Consider the following 15,587-nt stretch of genomic DNA (forward strand, 5'->3'; position numbering starts at 1 on the left):
TTCACCACTTTCTAATCAATTTGTTGTGAGAACAGGCTTATTTACCGTACCAAAAGTTTGAAAGACATTTTTAGATTGAACGGGATATACATCTCGTTGTGCAATCTGATTGATGATGGTGGCATTTCGATGTGGTCCAAGACCGAGATCAGGTGCTCCAACACCATGGGTATGAAGCTCACCGTTTTGAATAAAAACATCATTCTGATTAGCTATATTCGTCTTTAATCGATAGTCCTCTGAAATTTGAAACCTACCATGCTCATCTTTTTGGATAAGGTAGTCTGGTAGAAATTGCGGCTTTGTTTGTTTGTAGCCTGTGGCGAGGATGACAACTTCAGCTTCAGATTCAAAAGATTCGCCTGTAACGATGTGTTGCCCCTTACCTAGCCATGAGTGATTTTTCTTCTCTAATTCAGTAATTTCACTCATCGCCTGAAGATGTAGGGCAGGATTTTGATTTCCAATCGATTTTTCATACAATGCTTCATATATGTCCGAGATGGTATCAGCACTTATTCCCTTGTACAATAAATCTTGCTTTTGAAGTAATTGATCTTTTTGGGATTGTGGAAGCTGGTAAAAGAATTTAGTGTAATCAGGTGAAAAATATTCAAGTCCAAGCTTAGAATACTCCATTGGGAAAAATCCCTGTGATCTTGTATACCAGCACAACGAATAGTCATAAAGTTCTTGCTCTCTTGTAAGATTCAAAAAGATTTCAGCTGCACTCTGACCTGATCCGACGACCACGATGGACTGTCCTTTTTGGGCATTCTGTTTCCTTTCCATAAACTCTGAAGAATGGAACACAGTCTCCCCTAGAGCATGCTTTAAATGCTCCGGAACTGAAGGGGAGGACCCGATCCCCATCACAAGGTGTTTCGCCATATATTCTTCATACTGAAGTGTTTTAACATTTCGAACATGGACAGCATAAACAGATTCCCCATCTTCCGTTTCGTATGGTGAAACCTCTGTTACTTCATAGCCAAATCGACATGAGGATAGCTGATCACTTACCCACTTACAGTAATCGTTGTATTCTTTCCTAGGAATGTGAAATTTCTCTAGAAAATAAAAATGGTACATTCGATTATGAACCTGTAAATAGTTAAGGAAGCTAAATTTGTTTTTTACATCGATCATGCTCACAAGGTCCGCAAAAAACGGAACCTGTAGGGTTGTTCCTTCAATTAACATACCTGGATGCCAGTTAAACTCTTCCTTCTGGTCGAAAAGAAGGACGTCCAAATTCTCTTCAGCTAATGCTGCAAATCCGAGATTAAACGGCCCAATCCCGATCCCGATTGCGTCATAAATACGCGCTGACATTCAACCACTTCCTTTCAAACTGATCACGATCACAGATCATAAGCAGACCGGTTTTATCTGGTAATTCGATTGGTTTAATAGACGCAAACCCACACTTCTCAAAGACATGAATCATCTTTTCATTTCGAATATCCGGTTCTGCGATGATACGTTTTGTTCGTTTTTCCTCAAATTGGAAAGCCACCATGGCATGAAGAAGAGGAAGGGACAATCCTTTACCAAGGTAATTTTTTTCGCCAATCAATAGATGAATTCCCTGATCATAAGGGATACTTTCATACATTTCTTCAGTAATATCTCCCTTAACCCAGTAAGCCTCCCAGTAGCTGATCGGAATATTATTTACTAATCCAAGATATAGTGTATGATGAGGATCATTTAGTGCTTTTCGTAAATGGTTTCTAAATGGTTCAATAGGTAAATTTAAATGCCAGAATGGGTGAACGTGTTCCTCGTTCATCCATTTATGAATAACTTCGATATCGCGATCATAATCAACTCTTGTAAATGATATTGTCTTTTGCTTTTGTCCGTCGTAAAGTTGATAATCAGCTTCCATTCCCTACATGAACCTCCTCTGCAATCGGATTATTTACCATTGTGTAAACTGATTGAGTAGCCATTGAACCAACTAGCTCATCCATATCATAGAAGCGAGTTAATAGATTTGCTTTGCAAGGCAGTACTGGCTCCTCTAGTAAGCTTAATACAAGTGATGAATGATGTTTGGAAGCATAAGCTAATAGTCGTTCTCTCAATTGATTGATTAAACGTTGTTCGTCAATAAGTCCATTCACCCCAAAGGCATTAATTAGTCCAAATAAGTGATTTAAAAAGAAGTAATAGCGAAATCGTTCAATAGCCACTTCATCCGAACAAATGGTATCACTTTTTTGATTCAAATCTGGCAGGAGTCTGGTTAACTCAGCAGCTTTTGATTCGCTGAAGTAGTATCCCTGATTATCGCGATAGTAGAATTTCGATGGATACCCATCTTTCATTTTGATCACCGCGTTTTGCTGATGTGCTTCAAGGGCGATGCCATACCGTTGATGTAGCCATAACATCGGATCTAGAGATAATGACAAATAGCGGTCAAACCATTCTAAGCTAACTTCTTCAATTGCGCGTCCTTCTCTTCTCGCAATGGAGGTGATAATGGAATGAATACGTGCTTTCTCTCCATATGCATTATCCTGACAGAGAGCTGCTATCAGACTTACATTTTTGCTTTCTTTATAAAATGGATTTTGTCTAATCATCACTTCGAATCCTGTATCAAAACCAGGGACACGTAAATTTAGATAAGCTGGATCCTCGATGATCTCAAAACCTGAGAACCGATCTCTTAACTCTTTTCCTACTTCCGTTTGTAGTAGTCTCGAGACTTCTACACCACGATCAAGCTCCTTTTGCTGATTGATTCGTAGTGAGTTCGTTATTTTGACAGGTACAGAAAACTTAAGCATATATTCAGAGCCTTTGCTGTATACTGTTCGAAAAGATGAGGTGGCTGTATACTCTCGTCCGATAGGTCCAAGGTAATCAACCTTCCCCTTAAGCATCAACTCTTTTAGCTTCTCTTTCTTAATAAGTGTGCCTGCCTGGAGAGGATGTACTGGTAGTAGAATGCGATCATCAAATTGATCGAGCCACTTTTGATCGATTTTTGGATCACCCTTTAACTCCTTTTTGATGAGTTCGTTTGCTTTATAAGAAAGGCTTGAGTCTTCTACAATCAGAGATGGATGAACACTGAAATAGTGAAGTTGGTATTCTCCTTTAAGTTCCGGGGAAAAATTCCGATCTTCTTCCTCTGTAAGACCCTGTTTGCTTTTCGGAGTAGGATGAAGTAAATGACCGAAAAGGAGGGATTGCTCTGCTTCGATATAATCGAATTCAGCATCAGTTAACCGGTCTTTGTCCCCGCCTCTGGCCGCAATATATGTTTTCATGCTTTGACAGCTTAATATAACGCGCATCATCAATTCATCTTCTGCATCAGGACGGTTTTGATCAATAAGTAGCTCTTTAACGATTAGTGACGTCAAAGTCACATAGTCTAATGTGTTTAAAGAGCCATTCATAGCCCGATAGTACAAGGGAAAATGAAAAAGATGCCTGTCAGTTATCGACCAGTAGGCTACTGGAACAATCAGTTCTATGCTCTGTTCTGGTAATTGGCACGAGATTAATTTTTGAAAAGTAGACAACTTTAGATCGTCTGGCTTCGCAATGACTTCATAATTCCGTGTTTCTCGCAGGTAACAGTTCATAAAAGCTTGTATCGTAGCTTCTTCAGCCGTTTTCTTTGAATGGTTCACAAGTCTTTCCTCCATTTCTTTCCCAATGCACGAATCTCACACACGATTTCTTCCACATGCTCAAGTTTTGTTCTTGGGTTCAGCATTGTGAATTTCAAATAGGTATCGCCATTCACTGTTGTTTTCGCAATAGCTCCACTTCCTTCGTACAACATTTGTTGTTGTATTTTACGATTTAACTGGCAAAGGTTTGGACACAGATCGTTCGGTTCATAACGGAATATTACCGTATTTAACTCTGGATGATGATTCAAGACAGTCATATCGTTTTGCAGTGCTAAGTAGTTTACGGTATCTTGAGCTAGCGCAAATGTATAATCAATCATGGTAGCAAATTTCTTTACGCCAACTGTTTTCAAGGAAAGAAAAAGCTTAAAAGCATCAAATCTTTTGGAGGTTAAGATTGATTTGTTAACCAGATTTGGAATACCTTCTTCATCGTCTTCAGCTGGATTTAAGTAATCAGCATGGTGATTCAGGAACTGGAATGATTGCTTATCCTTGACAAGGAATGCCCCGCATGAAATCGGTTGATAAAAGAGTTTATGAAAATCAACTGCAATGGAATTAGCTAGGTTAATTCCATCTAGTTTCCATTTGAAACGGTTTGAAAGGATAAGTGCACCTCCAAATGCAGCATCAATATGAAACCATAGATCCTCTTGTGCAGCGATTTGTGCAAGTTCAACGATAGGGTCGACGCTGCCAAAATCTGTTGTGCCACAAGTACCTACTAATGCAAATGGAAGATTCCCGTCTTGCTTACAATAAGTAAGAACCTGTTTAAGATGATGAGTTGATATTCGGTGGTCGTCATCTGTCTTGACACTAATGACAGCGCGTTCTCCTAATCCAAGCTGGGCAGCTGACTTTTGTACTGTGAAATGAGCTTCTTCTGAACAAAGTATTCTTAATCTATGAAAATCTGCTGGTAACCCATCCTTTTTTATATTTCGTCCCCATTTTTTGAAACAGTATTCATCCCTGGCAAGGAGAAGCCCCATATAGTTAGATTGAGTCCCTCCGCTTGTGAATGTACCATCAGATGTTTCTGAATAACCAAATTGACCTGTTAACCAATCCACCATCCGCTGTTCAATGTAAGTGGCTGAAGTACTCTGGTCCCACGAATCAAGCGATTGATTAAATGCACTAATAACAAGTTCAGCTGCGATTGCTGGTACAAGCGGTGGACAGTGCAAATGAGCAATGCTTTTTTCATGTGAAACTTGGAGGTTATTTTTTAATAATGGTGTACCTATTTCTTCTATAACATCATTAAATGATCGAGAATCGTCCGGGAATTCCATTAACCCTTCAATTTCCGACTGAATTTCTTCAGGTTTTTTCCCGACGAATGGGCCATCATTATGGTTGAATGTCTGAACGATTTTCCTGGTTACTTGTTCAATCTGCTCCTGAAAAGCTGCTTGTCCTTTTTCACCACTGTGGAGAAAGAGTGAATCAAAAGAGTCTTTTTCAGTTAATTGAATGTGATCAATTACTTCCAAAAATGAATTCATTTTAGTTTTCCAATCGCTGCTGCTACAGATTCTTCGAAAATACGTAATACCTCTTCAACCTGTTCATTTGTAATGATAAGCGGTGGTAGCAGTCTAACAACGCTTCCGTTTCTACCTCCTACTTCAAGGATTAGTCCTCGGTTAAAGCATTCTCTCTGAATAAGACTGGCTAATTCAGGTTTTGCAGGGTAACTACCAGATGATGACTGAGTTAATGTAGGATCAATAATTTCTACACCAATCATGAGCCCTCTTCCCCGCACATCTCCGAGTTCCTTGTAATTTTGTTGGAGGTTTTGTAATGATGAAAGCATCTTCTCACCCATTTTTTCTGCATGTTCAGAAAGCTTTTGCTCTTTAATAACTTTTAGTGAAGCTGATCCTGCAGCCATTGCCATTTGGTTTCCGCGAAATGTTCCGATATGAGCGCCGGGGTTCCATTGATCAAGCTCTTTGTCGTAAATAACTACAGAAAGTGGAAGACTCCCTCCAATAGCCTTGGATAGTACAATAACATCAGGGATAATACCCGCATGTTCGAAAGCGAACAGTTTGCCAGTACGACCCAGTCCGGTTTGGATTTCATCAATTATAAGGGGTATCCCTCGTTCGCTTGTAATTCTTCTCATTTCTTTCAGCCATTCAATAGGCGCAGGGATAGAACCACCCTCCCCCTGTACCACTTCAAGAATCATTGCTGCAGGAGGTAAAACACCGCTCTCTGGATCATCTAATAAATTTTCAATGTAGGTGCTTGAGATTCGATGTCCTTCTTCTCCACCTACACCAAATGGACAACGATAAGTATAAGGATATGGCATAAAGTGTGTATCTGGCATTAACCCATGGACACGTTCTTTAGGTGCAAGGTTACCGCTGATTGCCATCGTTCCATGTGTTGCACCATGGTATCCTCCCTGGAATGTAAGAATACTACTTCGTCCAGTCGCCGTTTTGACTAATTTTAATGCTGCTTCAATAGCATCGCCGCCAGTTGGACCACAAAATTGGATCTTTGCCCGATCTGAGAAATTTCCTGGCAAGCTTGCAAACACTTCGTTAATAAATTCTTCTTTAATCGGAGTTGTAATATCTAATGTATGTAAAGGACGTTTGTTGTGGATAACTTTCTCGATAGCTTCAATCACAGCAGGATGATTATGACCTAGCGCAAGTGTTCCTGCCCCTGCTAAACAGTCATAATACCGTTTTCCCTCCATGTCTGTAACAAAGATTCCCTCGGCTTCACTGATAGCAATTGGAATTCTTCTTGGATAGGACCTTGCATTTGATTCCCGTTTTTCTTGTTGAGCTAATAATGATTGATTATTTATCAATTCTTGAACTGTCATATAGATAACGCCCTTTCTACTTGATAATCATTTTCAACAACTTGCATCTACCATGATAGTTGAGAATGATTATCATAGTCAATGATACTTGAGAACTATTATCATTTATAAGCATGTTCCATTTCTGGGTCTATTGATCGCGGTATTATCCATTTAACGGAAATCAAGCAGGTGAAAAGATAGATCATTTTAGCAGGTTCATCTTATGAACGTTAGTACCCTGCACTGCATAAAATAATTATGAATAAAAGCCAATATTAATCAAACGTACTACTTCAGAATAGTCGCTACTCACGAATGAAAGGAAATAGTTGTGGGTTAGGAGGTGTTTCATTGACATGGTAGTGTATGCGGAGTTACTCGAGGTCACAGGCGCGTGGATTCAAACAATCGGAGCTGCTGTCGCTTCGATAGGAGATACCATTATTGTAAGGGAAGAGATAAATACAAGAGCTGAGGAAGCTGGAGTGAAGTTGTATACACTCGGCAATGGCATTGAAGCTACAGGTAATTCCCTTCAGGCGGTTGGACGCAGTAAGAAACGTAGAGAAGATAATGGACGAGACTTTGCTATTCTGGGTACGTGGTTACAGGCTGGAGGGAATATAGCAAATGTAGTAGCAGGTGCGCTTGTTTTAAAAGGGGAAATTCAAGAAGCCTTAAACCTTGATCTTATTGGTGACGTATGCCAATCAACTGGAGCATCTTTTGAAGCGCTTGGTGTGTCTCTGAATCTTTCTGAATTTGCTCCGATCATTATAGCTGGAGAAATTGTTCAAGCCATTAGCGTAGCGGTTGAAGCGATCGGTGTTATTTATATTAAACAACGTAAACGTGAGATGGGAGAACAGATTATTGCGTTAGGTAGTTATGGACAAACGGCTGGAGCGGCACTAGCTTCAATTGGAATTACGCGGAATTTTCTCAACAAACATGGTTAAAAAAGCGGAATTTTTGATCATAAAGTAATTCTCCACCTTTCATACCAGTAGAAAATAGGAAAGTGACAGCAGTCGAAGTGCTGTCACGTGGAATCACAATCAATTTATATTTTCAACCATCATTGCCATTCCCTGTCCGCCGCCGACGCATAGTGTTGCGATACCAAATCGCTCGTCTCTACTTCGCATTTCATACATAAGTGATGTAAGAATTCTCACACCAGTTGCACCGAGCGGGTGACCAAGTGCAATGGCTCCACCATTCACATTGACTTTATCCATATCAAGATCAAGTTCTCGAATAACGGCTAACGCCTGAGCGGCGAACGCTTCATTTAGTTCAATTAATCCAATTTCCTTCAGGTTCTTGCCTGTTCGTTTAAGGAGTTTCATGACTGCTGGAATAGGGCCAATCCCCATGATTTCTGGAGAAACACCTGAGGTAGCCCAATCAATGATTCTAGCTAGTGGTTTAAGCTGCAGTTCCCTTGCTTTCTCCTCCGTCATCACCAGCATGGCTACAGCACCATCATTCCTTCCGCATGAATTCCCGGCCGTAACGGTTCCATTTTCCTTGAAAACAGGCTTTAAAGTGGACAACTTTTCGATTGTAGTTCCCGGTCTTGGATGCTCGTCCTGTTCTACTTTCGAGTTTTTCTTACGTGATTTCACTTCCACAGGAACAATTTCATTGGTGAAAGCTCCTTTTTCAATTGCAAGCGCTGCACGTCTCTGACTTTCAACTGCGAAAGAGTCTTGTTCTTCACGTGAAATATGATAGCAATCAGCAACATTTTCAGCTGTTATCCCCATTCCGAGCTTTTCTCCAAATAATTCAACCGGCTGTTGCCCTGCTTCAAGATTTGAATCAACTAATTTTGTCTTATCTCCACCGAACCTGCTGTCTCGTAAATAAACGGGAGCGTGGCTTAAACTTTCTGTGCCACCTGCAATCAGAATCTCAGCCTGTCCGGATTGAATTTGTTGAACTGCCGAAGCTACTGCCTGCATGCCAGAAGCACAAAGGCGGTTAATTGTAAAAGCTGGTGACGTATCCGCAACCCCTGCTCTAAGAGCTGCTACTCTTGCAACATTCGATGATTCCGTAGTCTGTCTGACCTCCCCGAGGATTACTTCATCAACAAGATCAGGCGATAATCCAGCCCTTGAAATCGACTCTCGAATCGTGATTGCCGCTAACTCACCAGAGTTTAAGCTTCTTAGCGCACCACCATACCTTCCTACCGGAGTTCGTACCGCTTCAACAATTACAATATTAGCCATTTATGTTCCTCCTTTAGCTGTATTCCTTCCGTAGCTGACTCGCTATAATGTTTTTCTGGATTTCAGAAGTGCCTTCGTAAATTCGAGTAATACGCGCATCACGAAAGTATCGCTCGATTGGATAATCGGAAATATACCCGATACCTCCATGAACCTGGAGGGCTTTATCAGCGACTCTGTTGTAGACTTCTGATCCATATAATTTAAGCATAGCAGCCTCTTTGATTATCTTTTCGCCCTGATCCACCATCCAAGCCACTCGGTATGTAAACGACCTGAGTGCTTCAATTTCAACCCCCATTTCCGCCACCATATGAGCAACAGCCTGATGCTCAATAATTGGTACACCAAATTGAACGCGTTCCTGGACATATGCCATGCTTAAGTCCAGGAGTTTCTGAGAAGATCCTAGGTTACGGGCGGCCAGTCCTGCACGCCCATTTGCTAAAATTTTTAATGCATTGACATAACCTTTCCCTACTTCACCCAGGATGTTTTCTTCATGTACTTCGCAGTTATCAAAGATCAGCTCAGCTGAATGAGATCCTTTAAGTCCCATTTTTTCTTCAACTGCGCCGACGTGGAAGCCCGGGAAGTCTTTTTCAACTATAAAAGATGTAATTCCTTTGGCTCCTTTTGTGGGGTCTGTTGCAGCCATTACTGTAAACACATCTGCTTCCGTCGCGTTTGTAATGTAATGCTTTGTGCCATTTAAAATGTACTTATTTCCTTTTTTAACTGCTGTTGTTTTTAGATTGGAAACATTGGATCCTGCAGAAGGTTCGGTTAATGCAAATGCCCCGATTTTCTTACCGCTTGCCATATCGGGAAGATACTTTTGCTTTTGCTCCTCATTCCCAAGTTCTACGATCCCAACGGATCCAATTCCAGTGTGAGCGCCAATTAGCGTCGTGAAGCCATTGTGAGTCTTGCCAAGCTCTTCATAGAGGGCACACTTCCCAACCATCCCTATCCCAAGACCGCCATATTCCTCAGGGATACTCAAACCGAAAAGGCCCATATCTTTGGACATTTCAATGATTCGTTCTGGGATTCGGTCTTCACGTTCAATCATCATCGCTACTTTTTCCACTTCATTTTCCACAAAATTTCTGATGTTCGTCTTTAGAAATTCGATGTCCTGATTTAATTGAAAGTCCATCTTTCTCTCTCCTTTTTTAAACGTATGTATAAAAGCCTTTTCCGCTTTTTCGACCAAGTCTTCCAGCATTAACGTACTTTGTTAAAATAGGGCAAGGTCTGTATTTTTCACCGAGTGTTTCATACAGATATTGCATGTTTCGAAGACGTGTATCAAGACCGACTAAATCAGCGAGCTCAAGCGGACCCATTGGATGATTCAATCCGAGCTTCATTGCTTTATCGATGTCTTCAGGTGAACCTACACCCTCCATAACCATGTTCATCGCTTCATTTCCAATCAAACAATTCATTCGACTAACCGCAAACCCTGGAAACTCGCTTATCCTGACACATTCCTTTCCAATCGCTTCACCAAAGTTCATCGCTTTTTCAATCGTTTCTTCTGAAGTTTCCAGCCCACAAATCACTTCGATCAACTTCATCTTAGGAACCGGGTTGAAAAAGTGAAGTGCAAGACATCGCTCAGGTCTGCTTGTTTGTGCAGCGATTTCTGTCGGACTCATCGTCGATGTATTTGTAGCGAGTATCGCATGATCTGGTGTCAGCTCATCAAGCTGCTTAAAAATGCTTGTTTTTAGTTCCATTACTTCAAGCACAGCCTCGATCACTAGATCACGTCCTTCGGCGGCGTCCCTAATTTCCGATGTGAATTGAAGGCTATTCAATCGTTCATCTGCGACTTCTTGAGTAAGCAGCTCTTTCCTTACTGCACGATTAAATTGCTTTTTAAGATAATTTTTAGACTCGTTCAACGATGAATCACTTACATCTTGAACAATGACAGAAAGTCCAGCAGAGGCAGCTGAATATGCGATCCCTCTTCCCATCGTTCCTGCTCCGATTACTGCGATTTTTTGAATAGACAAAATAGACGGTCCCCTTCCTAGTCATTCAGCGTATAATAATCCTTAATTATTTAGGATTGATTACTTTGAACGTGCCACTTCCTTTAGCCAGAAGCTTACCGTTTTCATCAAGGACGATGCCTTCACCCATTTTGGTTCGTTTTCCTTCTCCATAAATGAGCGCTTTTGCGATGATTTTCCCACCAGAAATTGGTGCTACATAATTAATTGTTAAATTAATCGTTATGACAGGACTTCCTATCATAGAGCGCATTTTCAGGCTAATGATGTTATCGATCATTGTTGCGTATACCCCGCCATGTAGACTCCCGTGAGTGTTTAATAGCTTTGTTTCAATGGGCAGCTCCAAAATCACTTCATCTTCAGTAAGGGAAGTTAATTCAAAACCTAAAAGGTTGAAAAAAGGGCTTGTCTCAAAATCATTTCTAACACTCTCGTAAATAGTATTTGAATTTGCCTCCATCTATTTACCTTGAAAAACTGGCTTTCTTTTCTCAAGAAAAGCTCTAGTTCCTTCGTTTTTGTCTTCTGATGCGAAAAGAATTGCCTGTGACAGCTTCTCGATTAGTAATCCAGTTTTCATATCTGTATCAGCGCCCATGTTAACTGCGAGTTTAGCCATCATAACGGCCATTGGCCCTTTACTAATAATTTGCTTGGCGACTACAACTGCTTTTTCTTTTAAAAGCGAAATTTCTACGCTCTCAGTAATGAGACCGATTGCAACTGCTTCTTCAGACGAAATAATTTTCCCTGTTAAGATCATTTCAAGTGCTTTTCCTCTACCGACAAGCCTTGTGAGACGCTGAGTGCCACCAGCACCAGGAATGATAGAAAGATTGAGTTCTGGTAACCCAAACTTTGCATGAGAAGCAGCGATTCGAATATCACATGCCATGGCAAGCTCGCATCCACCGCCTAGCGCATATCCATTTACCATCGCTATCGTCGGCTTGGAGTATCCTTCAATATAGTCATAAACTTCCTGCATACTACCTGATTTGAATGCATCGTACATTGTTTTCTTTTCTAACTGAGAAATATCAGCACCAGCTGCAAAAGATTTTTCACCTTCACCTGTGATAACGACACATTTAACCTCATCCTGTTTTTCAAGCTTTTCAAGAGTATCTTTTATTTCTGTTAATGTTTCTTTGTTTAGAGCATTTCTTATTTCTGGTCTATTAATTGATAGAAAAGCTATATGATCTTCACTAGTTACTAGAATATTGTTCATGGAAAATCTCCTTTCATCTAAGATTGATAGCTATAAAATCCTTTGCCTGTTTTTCTGCCAAGTTCTCCTTTGTTTACTTTCTCTTCTACTATTCGAGCTGGTCGATCTGCTTCATTTCCCGATTCTTCAAACCTCTGTTTGCGGACGTAATAGTTTACGTCAATACCGGTGAGGTCCATCAATGCAAATGGACCAATTGGGTGATTTAGAGCTTTTGTACATACTAGGTCAATTTCTTCATGACTTGCGTAACCGTTTTCAAGTAAAAAAACAGCCTCATCCATTAATTTCCCTAGGATTCTGTTCGCTACAAACCCAGAAATTTCTTTTTGTAAAAGGACTGGTGTTTTCTGAATGGATTCCACAAATTGAATGGCTTTGGTTGCTGTCTTCTCTGAGGTATGGGGTCCTTTCACCACTTCTACTAAATCCATAACGAGCGCCGGATTGAAGAAATGAATGTTGCATATGGCCTCTGGACGATGGGTTGCATCTGAAATCTTTGAACTTACGATTGTAGAGCTGTTCGTCGCGAAAATGCAGTGTTTGGGACAGATCTGATCAAGCTTAGCGAATAATTCTCTCTTAACGTCTAGCTTTTCAATGACTGCTTCGATGACTAGATCTACTTCTTTTAAATCATTAAGTGAAGTACTTATGGTTATCATCTGGAATGCTTGTTCAACCTCATCACTTGTAAGTTTACCTTTACTAATCCTTCGATTCATGTGTCCTTGAAGAGAACCTATTGCCTTGTTTAGACATTCCCCTTCAATATCATGTAATACAACAGGATAACCAGCAAGGGCACAAACCATTGCAATCTGGGAACCCATTGTTCCTGAACCAATTACCCCAACCCTGTCTATGCTCTCATTACTCATATGCCATACCTCCGGTTTTCTTTGAAGACTCTTCCTTAACAAGGATCCGTTTCAGTAATTTTCCAACAGTATTGCGTGGCAAAGATGCTCTTATTTCTAATTCTTTAGGAACTTTATAGCGAGTTAAGTTTTCGTAGCAATAGTTAATTAAATCTTTTTCAGAGATACAAGAATCGTTAACAACGACAAATGCTTTCACTCTTTCTCCACTATATTCGTGTGGGATTCCAATTACTGCAGCTTCTTTAACAGATGGGTGATCATAAAGAATACTTTCAATTTCCTGAGGATACACATTAAACCCACCTGTAATAATCATTTCCTTTTTACGTCCGACAATATAGAAGTACCCATCTTTATCCATCGTGGCTAGATCACCAGTAAATAGCCATCCATCGTTTAAGTTCTTACTCGTTTCTTCTGGTTTGTTCCAGTAGCCCTTCATGACTTGAGGTCCTTTTATAGCGAGTTCTCCTACACTACCAATGGGGAGTTCATTTCTCTCTTCATCAACGATTCGGCTGTCTGTTCCGGGAAAAGGGATTCCGATGCTGCCGATTTTCCTTTCACCAAATGGTGGATTCCGATGTGTGGAAGGAGATGTTTCTGACATGCCAAACCCCTCTCCAATAACAGCACCTGTTAATTCCTCAAAGCGATTAATGACTTCGATCGGAAGTGGAGCGGAACCGCTCGAGCAAAACTTAAAGCAACTAAGTTCATACTCATGCACGTCAGGGTGATTGACGAATGCATTATACATTGTCGGCACTCCGGGAAAGAAAGTCGGCTGGTATCGCTTGATGATTCGCATCACGACGTTCACCTCAAATTTAGGAATGATGATATTAGTTGCTCCGATGTGAATGCTTAAATTCATTCCACTTGTCATCGCATAAACGTGATAAAGAGGTGTTGCTGTTAATGTCACTTCCTCACCCATTTTCATTTTTGATCCATACATAAGAAAGCTCTGAATCACGTTTGAAACAAGGTTATAGTGTGTCAGCATCGCTCCTTTCATTTTTCCTGTTGTTCCGCCGGTAAATTGAATCACAGCAACATCTTCCCTGGCTTTAATTGGAACAACGTCAATAGGAGTGTTTTCTTCTCCAATTAGCTTTTCAATCAGCTGCGCATTCGGCAAATGTATGGGGATATCCTGGTCTGTAATAAATAACTGTTTGTAAGAATAGCTCTTCATTACTTTTTGAACTTTATCCATGTATTGGCTTTCTGTCACAAGATAAGATAACTGCACTTCTTGTGATATTTCTTCAATTTCCCTGGGCATATACAAGGGGTTAATCTGGACAACAGTAGCTCCTAATTTAAGCGCAGCATAATAGGCAAACACATACATAGGCTGATTCGATAACATAAGGCCGATCCGTTCGCTTTTTTTAATTCCCATCTGGTTCCAGGAAGATGCCAGTCGATCAACTTTATCCAATAGTTGAGAGTAAGTGATTTCCTGATCCTGAAAACGGATAGCTATTTTAGCTTCGTGTTTTTTTACACTATCGCTTAATAAGGTGTAAACAGAACACTCGGGGAATGATTGATAAGTGTTCATGATTTCCGGATAAAAACGGTACCATGGTCGATTGATAAGCTTTTCCACGCTCAGTCCCACCTTTAAGAAGTTCTCTACTGTTTCTTCTACTCAATGATTCCTTCTTCTTCGTAATATCTTTTTGCACCGGGATGGAGTGTCTCAGGGTCAATCCCGTCTAAAGCGGTATCCAGAGTGAAGTTCTTTGCTCTTTGTGGGATTTGATCTTCAAATGGCTCCTGATTTTCCCAGAATACTTTTGTTAAGTTATAGACGTATTCCTCTGGTAGATCTGAACGTACACTGAACATGGCTACAAGTGTATATGTCGGGATCTCTTCTTCTAATCCTTTATAAGTCCCTGCGGGGAGATTGTCGTATGAGATACCCAATCCCTTTTCACTTATCCCTTTTAGCTTTTCTTCATCAATTGGGATCACCTTTATTGGTTTCGTTACTTCGATTTCCTGGAGTGAGGTTACTTGAGGTGCACCTCCACCAACAAAAACATCAACGATTCCATCCTTCAGCATTGAGGCACCGTCGGAATAGTTTCCATAAGAAATCTTTCCTCCTGCTTCTTCAATAGACTTCTCATCAATGCCGTATTCCTCCATCATTCTCCAGAAGGCGACTGGACCCCCGCCGCCTTTCGGACCTAAAAAGATGTGTTTATCCACAATATCTTCAATACTAGTAATCTCATCATTATCAGCAAGAGTTGCGATAGTCTGATAGACCGGATATAGAGATGCAAGTCCAGTTACCTGGTCCAGCTTTTCATCGAAGCTCCCAGTCCCTTTAATCGCATCTGCAAAGTCAGATGTATAATGGATTCCAAATTGGATATCACCAATTTGGAGGGCTTTCAGATTTGATGTACTCCCCCCCTCAATTTGGGAAACATTTAGACTTGAAAAGTGGTCCATGTAAAGTTCTGAAAGAGCAGTGGTAATTGGATACCACCCCGATCCCATTGGACCGGATCCAACTTTTAAGAACTTATCAGGTGCCTCTATCCCTTCACCATCACCAGAAGCACTATTGCCACAGGCAGTTACTATGATTAGTGTAAGCGTTATCAATAAACTAATTAATGATTTACGCATTGAAATCCTCCTT

General features: G+C 40.7%; 14 protein-coding genes. 1 reads left to right on the forward strand and 13 read right to left on the reverse strand.

Going from position 1 to position 15,587, the window contains the following annotated elements; all coding sequences use genetic code 11:
- Nucleotides 1-15: 15 nt before the first annotated feature.
- From ABFG93_RS00700 to ABFG93_RS00720, 5 genes are read right to left on the reverse strand one after another with little or no spacing between them, the layout of a single operon-like run.
- On the reverse strand, nt 16-1,335 hold the full coding sequence (locus ABFG93_RS00700; protein WP_347550072.1) for a lysine N(6)-hydroxylase/L-ornithine N(5)-oxygenase family protein: 1,320 nt from the start codon (nt 1,333-1,335) through the stop codon (nt 16-18).
- On the reverse strand, nt 1,316-1,894 hold the full coding sequence (locus tag ABFG93_RS00705; protein ID WP_347550073.1) for a GNAT family N-acetyltransferase: 579 nt from the start codon (nt 1,892-1,894) through the stop codon (nt 1,316-1,318). The genes ABFG93_RS00700 and ABFG93_RS00705 overlap by 20 nt, the downstream gene beginning before the upstream one ends.
- Nucleotides 1,884-3,659 (reverse strand): IucA/IucC family protein, encoded by a 1,776-nt coding sequence (locus ABFG93_RS00710; RefSeq protein ID WP_347550074.1) that lies wholly within the window; start codon nt 3,657-3,659, stop codon nt 1,884-1,886. The genes ABFG93_RS00705 and ABFG93_RS00710 overlap by 11 nt, the downstream gene beginning before the upstream one ends.
- Nucleotides 3,656-5,182 carry a pyridoxal phosphate-dependent decarboxylase family protein gene (locus tag ABFG93_RS00715; protein ID WP_347550075.1) on the reverse strand — a complete coding sequence of 509 codons (1,527 nt, stop codon included), beginning with the start codon at nt 5,180-5,182 and terminating at the stop codon, nt 3,656-3,658. Before ABFG93_RS00715 ends, ABFG93_RS00710 begins: the two co-directional genes overlap by 4 nt.
- Complete coding sequence (locus ABFG93_RS00720) at nt 5,179-6,534, reverse strand: aspartate aminotransferase family protein (protein WP_347550076.1); 1,356 nt, start codon at nt 6,532-6,534, stop codon at nt 5,179-5,181. Before ABFG93_RS00720 ends, ABFG93_RS00715 begins: the two co-directional genes overlap by 4 nt.
- A gap of 338 nt (nt 6,535-6,872) precedes the next feature.
- Between ABFG93_RS00720 and ABFG93_RS00725 the strand changes: the two genes are divergently transcribed.
- Nucleotides 6,873-7,475, forward strand: a complete 603-nt coding sequence (locus ABFG93_RS00725) for a DUF6944 family repetitive protein (RefSeq protein ID WP_347550077.1) — start codon at nt 6,873-6,875, stop codon at nt 7,473-7,475.
- Nucleotides 7,476-7,574: 99 nt separating this feature from the next.
- Here ABFG93_RS00725 and ABFG93_RS00730 read toward each other — a convergent pair whose 3' ends face one another.
- The 8 genes from ABFG93_RS00730 to ABFG93_RS00765 are packed head-to-tail and all read right to left on the reverse strand — an operon-like array spanning nt 7,575 to nt 15,574.
- Entirely contained in the window at nt 7,575-8,759 is a 1,185-nt protein-coding gene (locus ABFG93_RS00730) for a thiolase family protein (RefSeq protein WP_347550078.1), read from the reverse strand.
- A 13-nt stretch (nt 8,760-8,772) separates the two neighbouring features.
- On the reverse strand, nt 8,773-9,921 hold the full coding sequence (locus ABFG93_RS00735; protein ID WP_347550079.1) for an acyl-CoA dehydrogenase family protein: 1,149 nt from the start codon (nt 9,919-9,921) through the stop codon (nt 8,773-8,775).
- A 16-nt stretch (nt 9,922-9,937) separates the two neighbouring features.
- Nucleotides 9,938-10,789, reverse strand: a complete 852-nt coding sequence (locus ABFG93_RS00740) for a 3-hydroxyacyl-CoA dehydrogenase family protein (protein WP_431522030.1) — start codon at nt 10,787-10,789, stop codon at nt 9,938-9,940.
- Between the two features lie 46 nt (nt 10,790-10,835).
- A complete protein-coding gene (locus ABFG93_RS00745; RefSeq protein ID WP_347550080.1) occupies nt 10,836-11,252 on the reverse strand; it encodes a PaaI family thioesterase in 417 nt (138 codons plus the stop codon).
- Nucleotides 11,253-12,026, reverse strand: a complete 774-nt coding sequence (locus ABFG93_RS00750; protein ID WP_347550081.1) for an enoyl-CoA hydratase/isomerase family protein — start codon at nt 12,024-12,026, stop codon at nt 11,253-11,255. It abuts the gene before it with no gap.
- A gap of 17 nt (nt 12,027-12,043) precedes the next feature.
- Nucleotides 12,044-12,910 carry a 3-hydroxyacyl-CoA dehydrogenase family protein gene (locus tag ABFG93_RS00755; RefSeq protein WP_347550082.1) on the reverse strand — a complete coding sequence of 289 codons (867 nt, stop codon included), beginning with the start codon at nt 12,908-12,910 and terminating at the stop codon, nt 12,044-12,046.
- Nucleotides 12,903-14,534, reverse strand: a complete 1,632-nt coding sequence (locus ABFG93_RS00760) for a long-chain-fatty-acid--CoA ligase (protein WP_347550083.1) — start codon at nt 14,532-14,534, stop codon at nt 12,903-12,905. The genes ABFG93_RS00755 and ABFG93_RS00760 overlap by 8 nt, the downstream gene beginning before the upstream one ends.
- 38 nt (nt 14,535-14,572) lie before the next feature.
- Nucleotides 14,573-15,574 carry a TAXI family TRAP transporter solute-binding subunit gene (locus tag ABFG93_RS00765; protein WP_347550084.1) on the reverse strand — a complete coding sequence of 334 codons (1,002 nt, stop codon included), beginning with the start codon at nt 15,572-15,574 and terminating at the stop codon, nt 14,573-14,575.
- Between the last annotated feature and the right edge of the window lie 13 nt (nt 15,575-15,587).

It is taken from the genome of Pseudalkalibacillus hwajinpoensis (assembly GCF_039851965.1).
In the GTDB taxonomy this organism is placed as follows: Bacteria; Bacillota; Bacilli; order Bacillales; family Guptibacillaceae; genus Guptibacillus; species Guptibacillus hwajinpoensis_E.

Coding starts and splice junctions, on each gene's coding strand:
- ABFG93_RS00750 (WP_347550081.1), bottom strand. CDS start 12,026: ATGAACAATATTCTAGTAACTAGTGAAGATCATATAGCTTTTCTATCA.
- ABFG93_RS00765 (WP_347550084.1), bottom strand. CDS start 15,574: ATGCGTAAATCATTAATTAGTTTATTGATAACGCTTACACTAATCATA.
- ABFG93_RS00720 (WP_347550076.1), bottom strand. CDS start 6,534: ATGACAGTTCAAGAATTGATAAATAATCAATCATTATTAGCTCAACAA.
- ABFG93_RS00705 (WP_347550073.1), bottom strand. CDS start 1,894: ATGGAAGCTGATTATCAACTTTACGACGGACAAAAGCAAAAGACAATA.
- ABFG93_RS00725 (WP_347550077.1), top strand. CDS start 6,873: ATGGTAGTGTATGCGGAGTTACTCGAGGTCACAGGCGCGTGGATTCAA.
- ABFG93_RS00730 (WP_347550078.1), bottom strand. CDS start 8,759: ATGGCTAATATTGTAATTGTTGAAGCGGTACGAACTCCGGTAGGAAGG.
- ABFG93_RS00755 (WP_347550082.1), bottom strand. CDS start 12,910: ATGAGTAATGAGAGCATAGACAGGGTTGGGGTAATTGGTTCAGGAACA.
- ABFG93_RS00745 (WP_347550080.1), bottom strand. CDS start 11,252: ATGGAGGCAAATTCAAATACTATTTACGAGAGTGTTAGAAATGATTTT.
- ABFG93_RS00700 (WP_347550072.1), bottom strand. CDS start 1,335: ATGTCAGCGCGTATTTATGACGCAATCGGGATCGGGATTGGGCCGTTT.
- ABFG93_RS00735 (WP_347550079.1), bottom strand. CDS start 9,921: ATGGACTTTCAATTAAATCAGGACATCGAATTTCTAAAGACGAACATC.
- ABFG93_RS00715 (WP_347550075.1), bottom strand. CDS start 5,182: ATGAATTCATTTTTGGAAGTAATTGATCACATTCAATTAACTGAAAAA.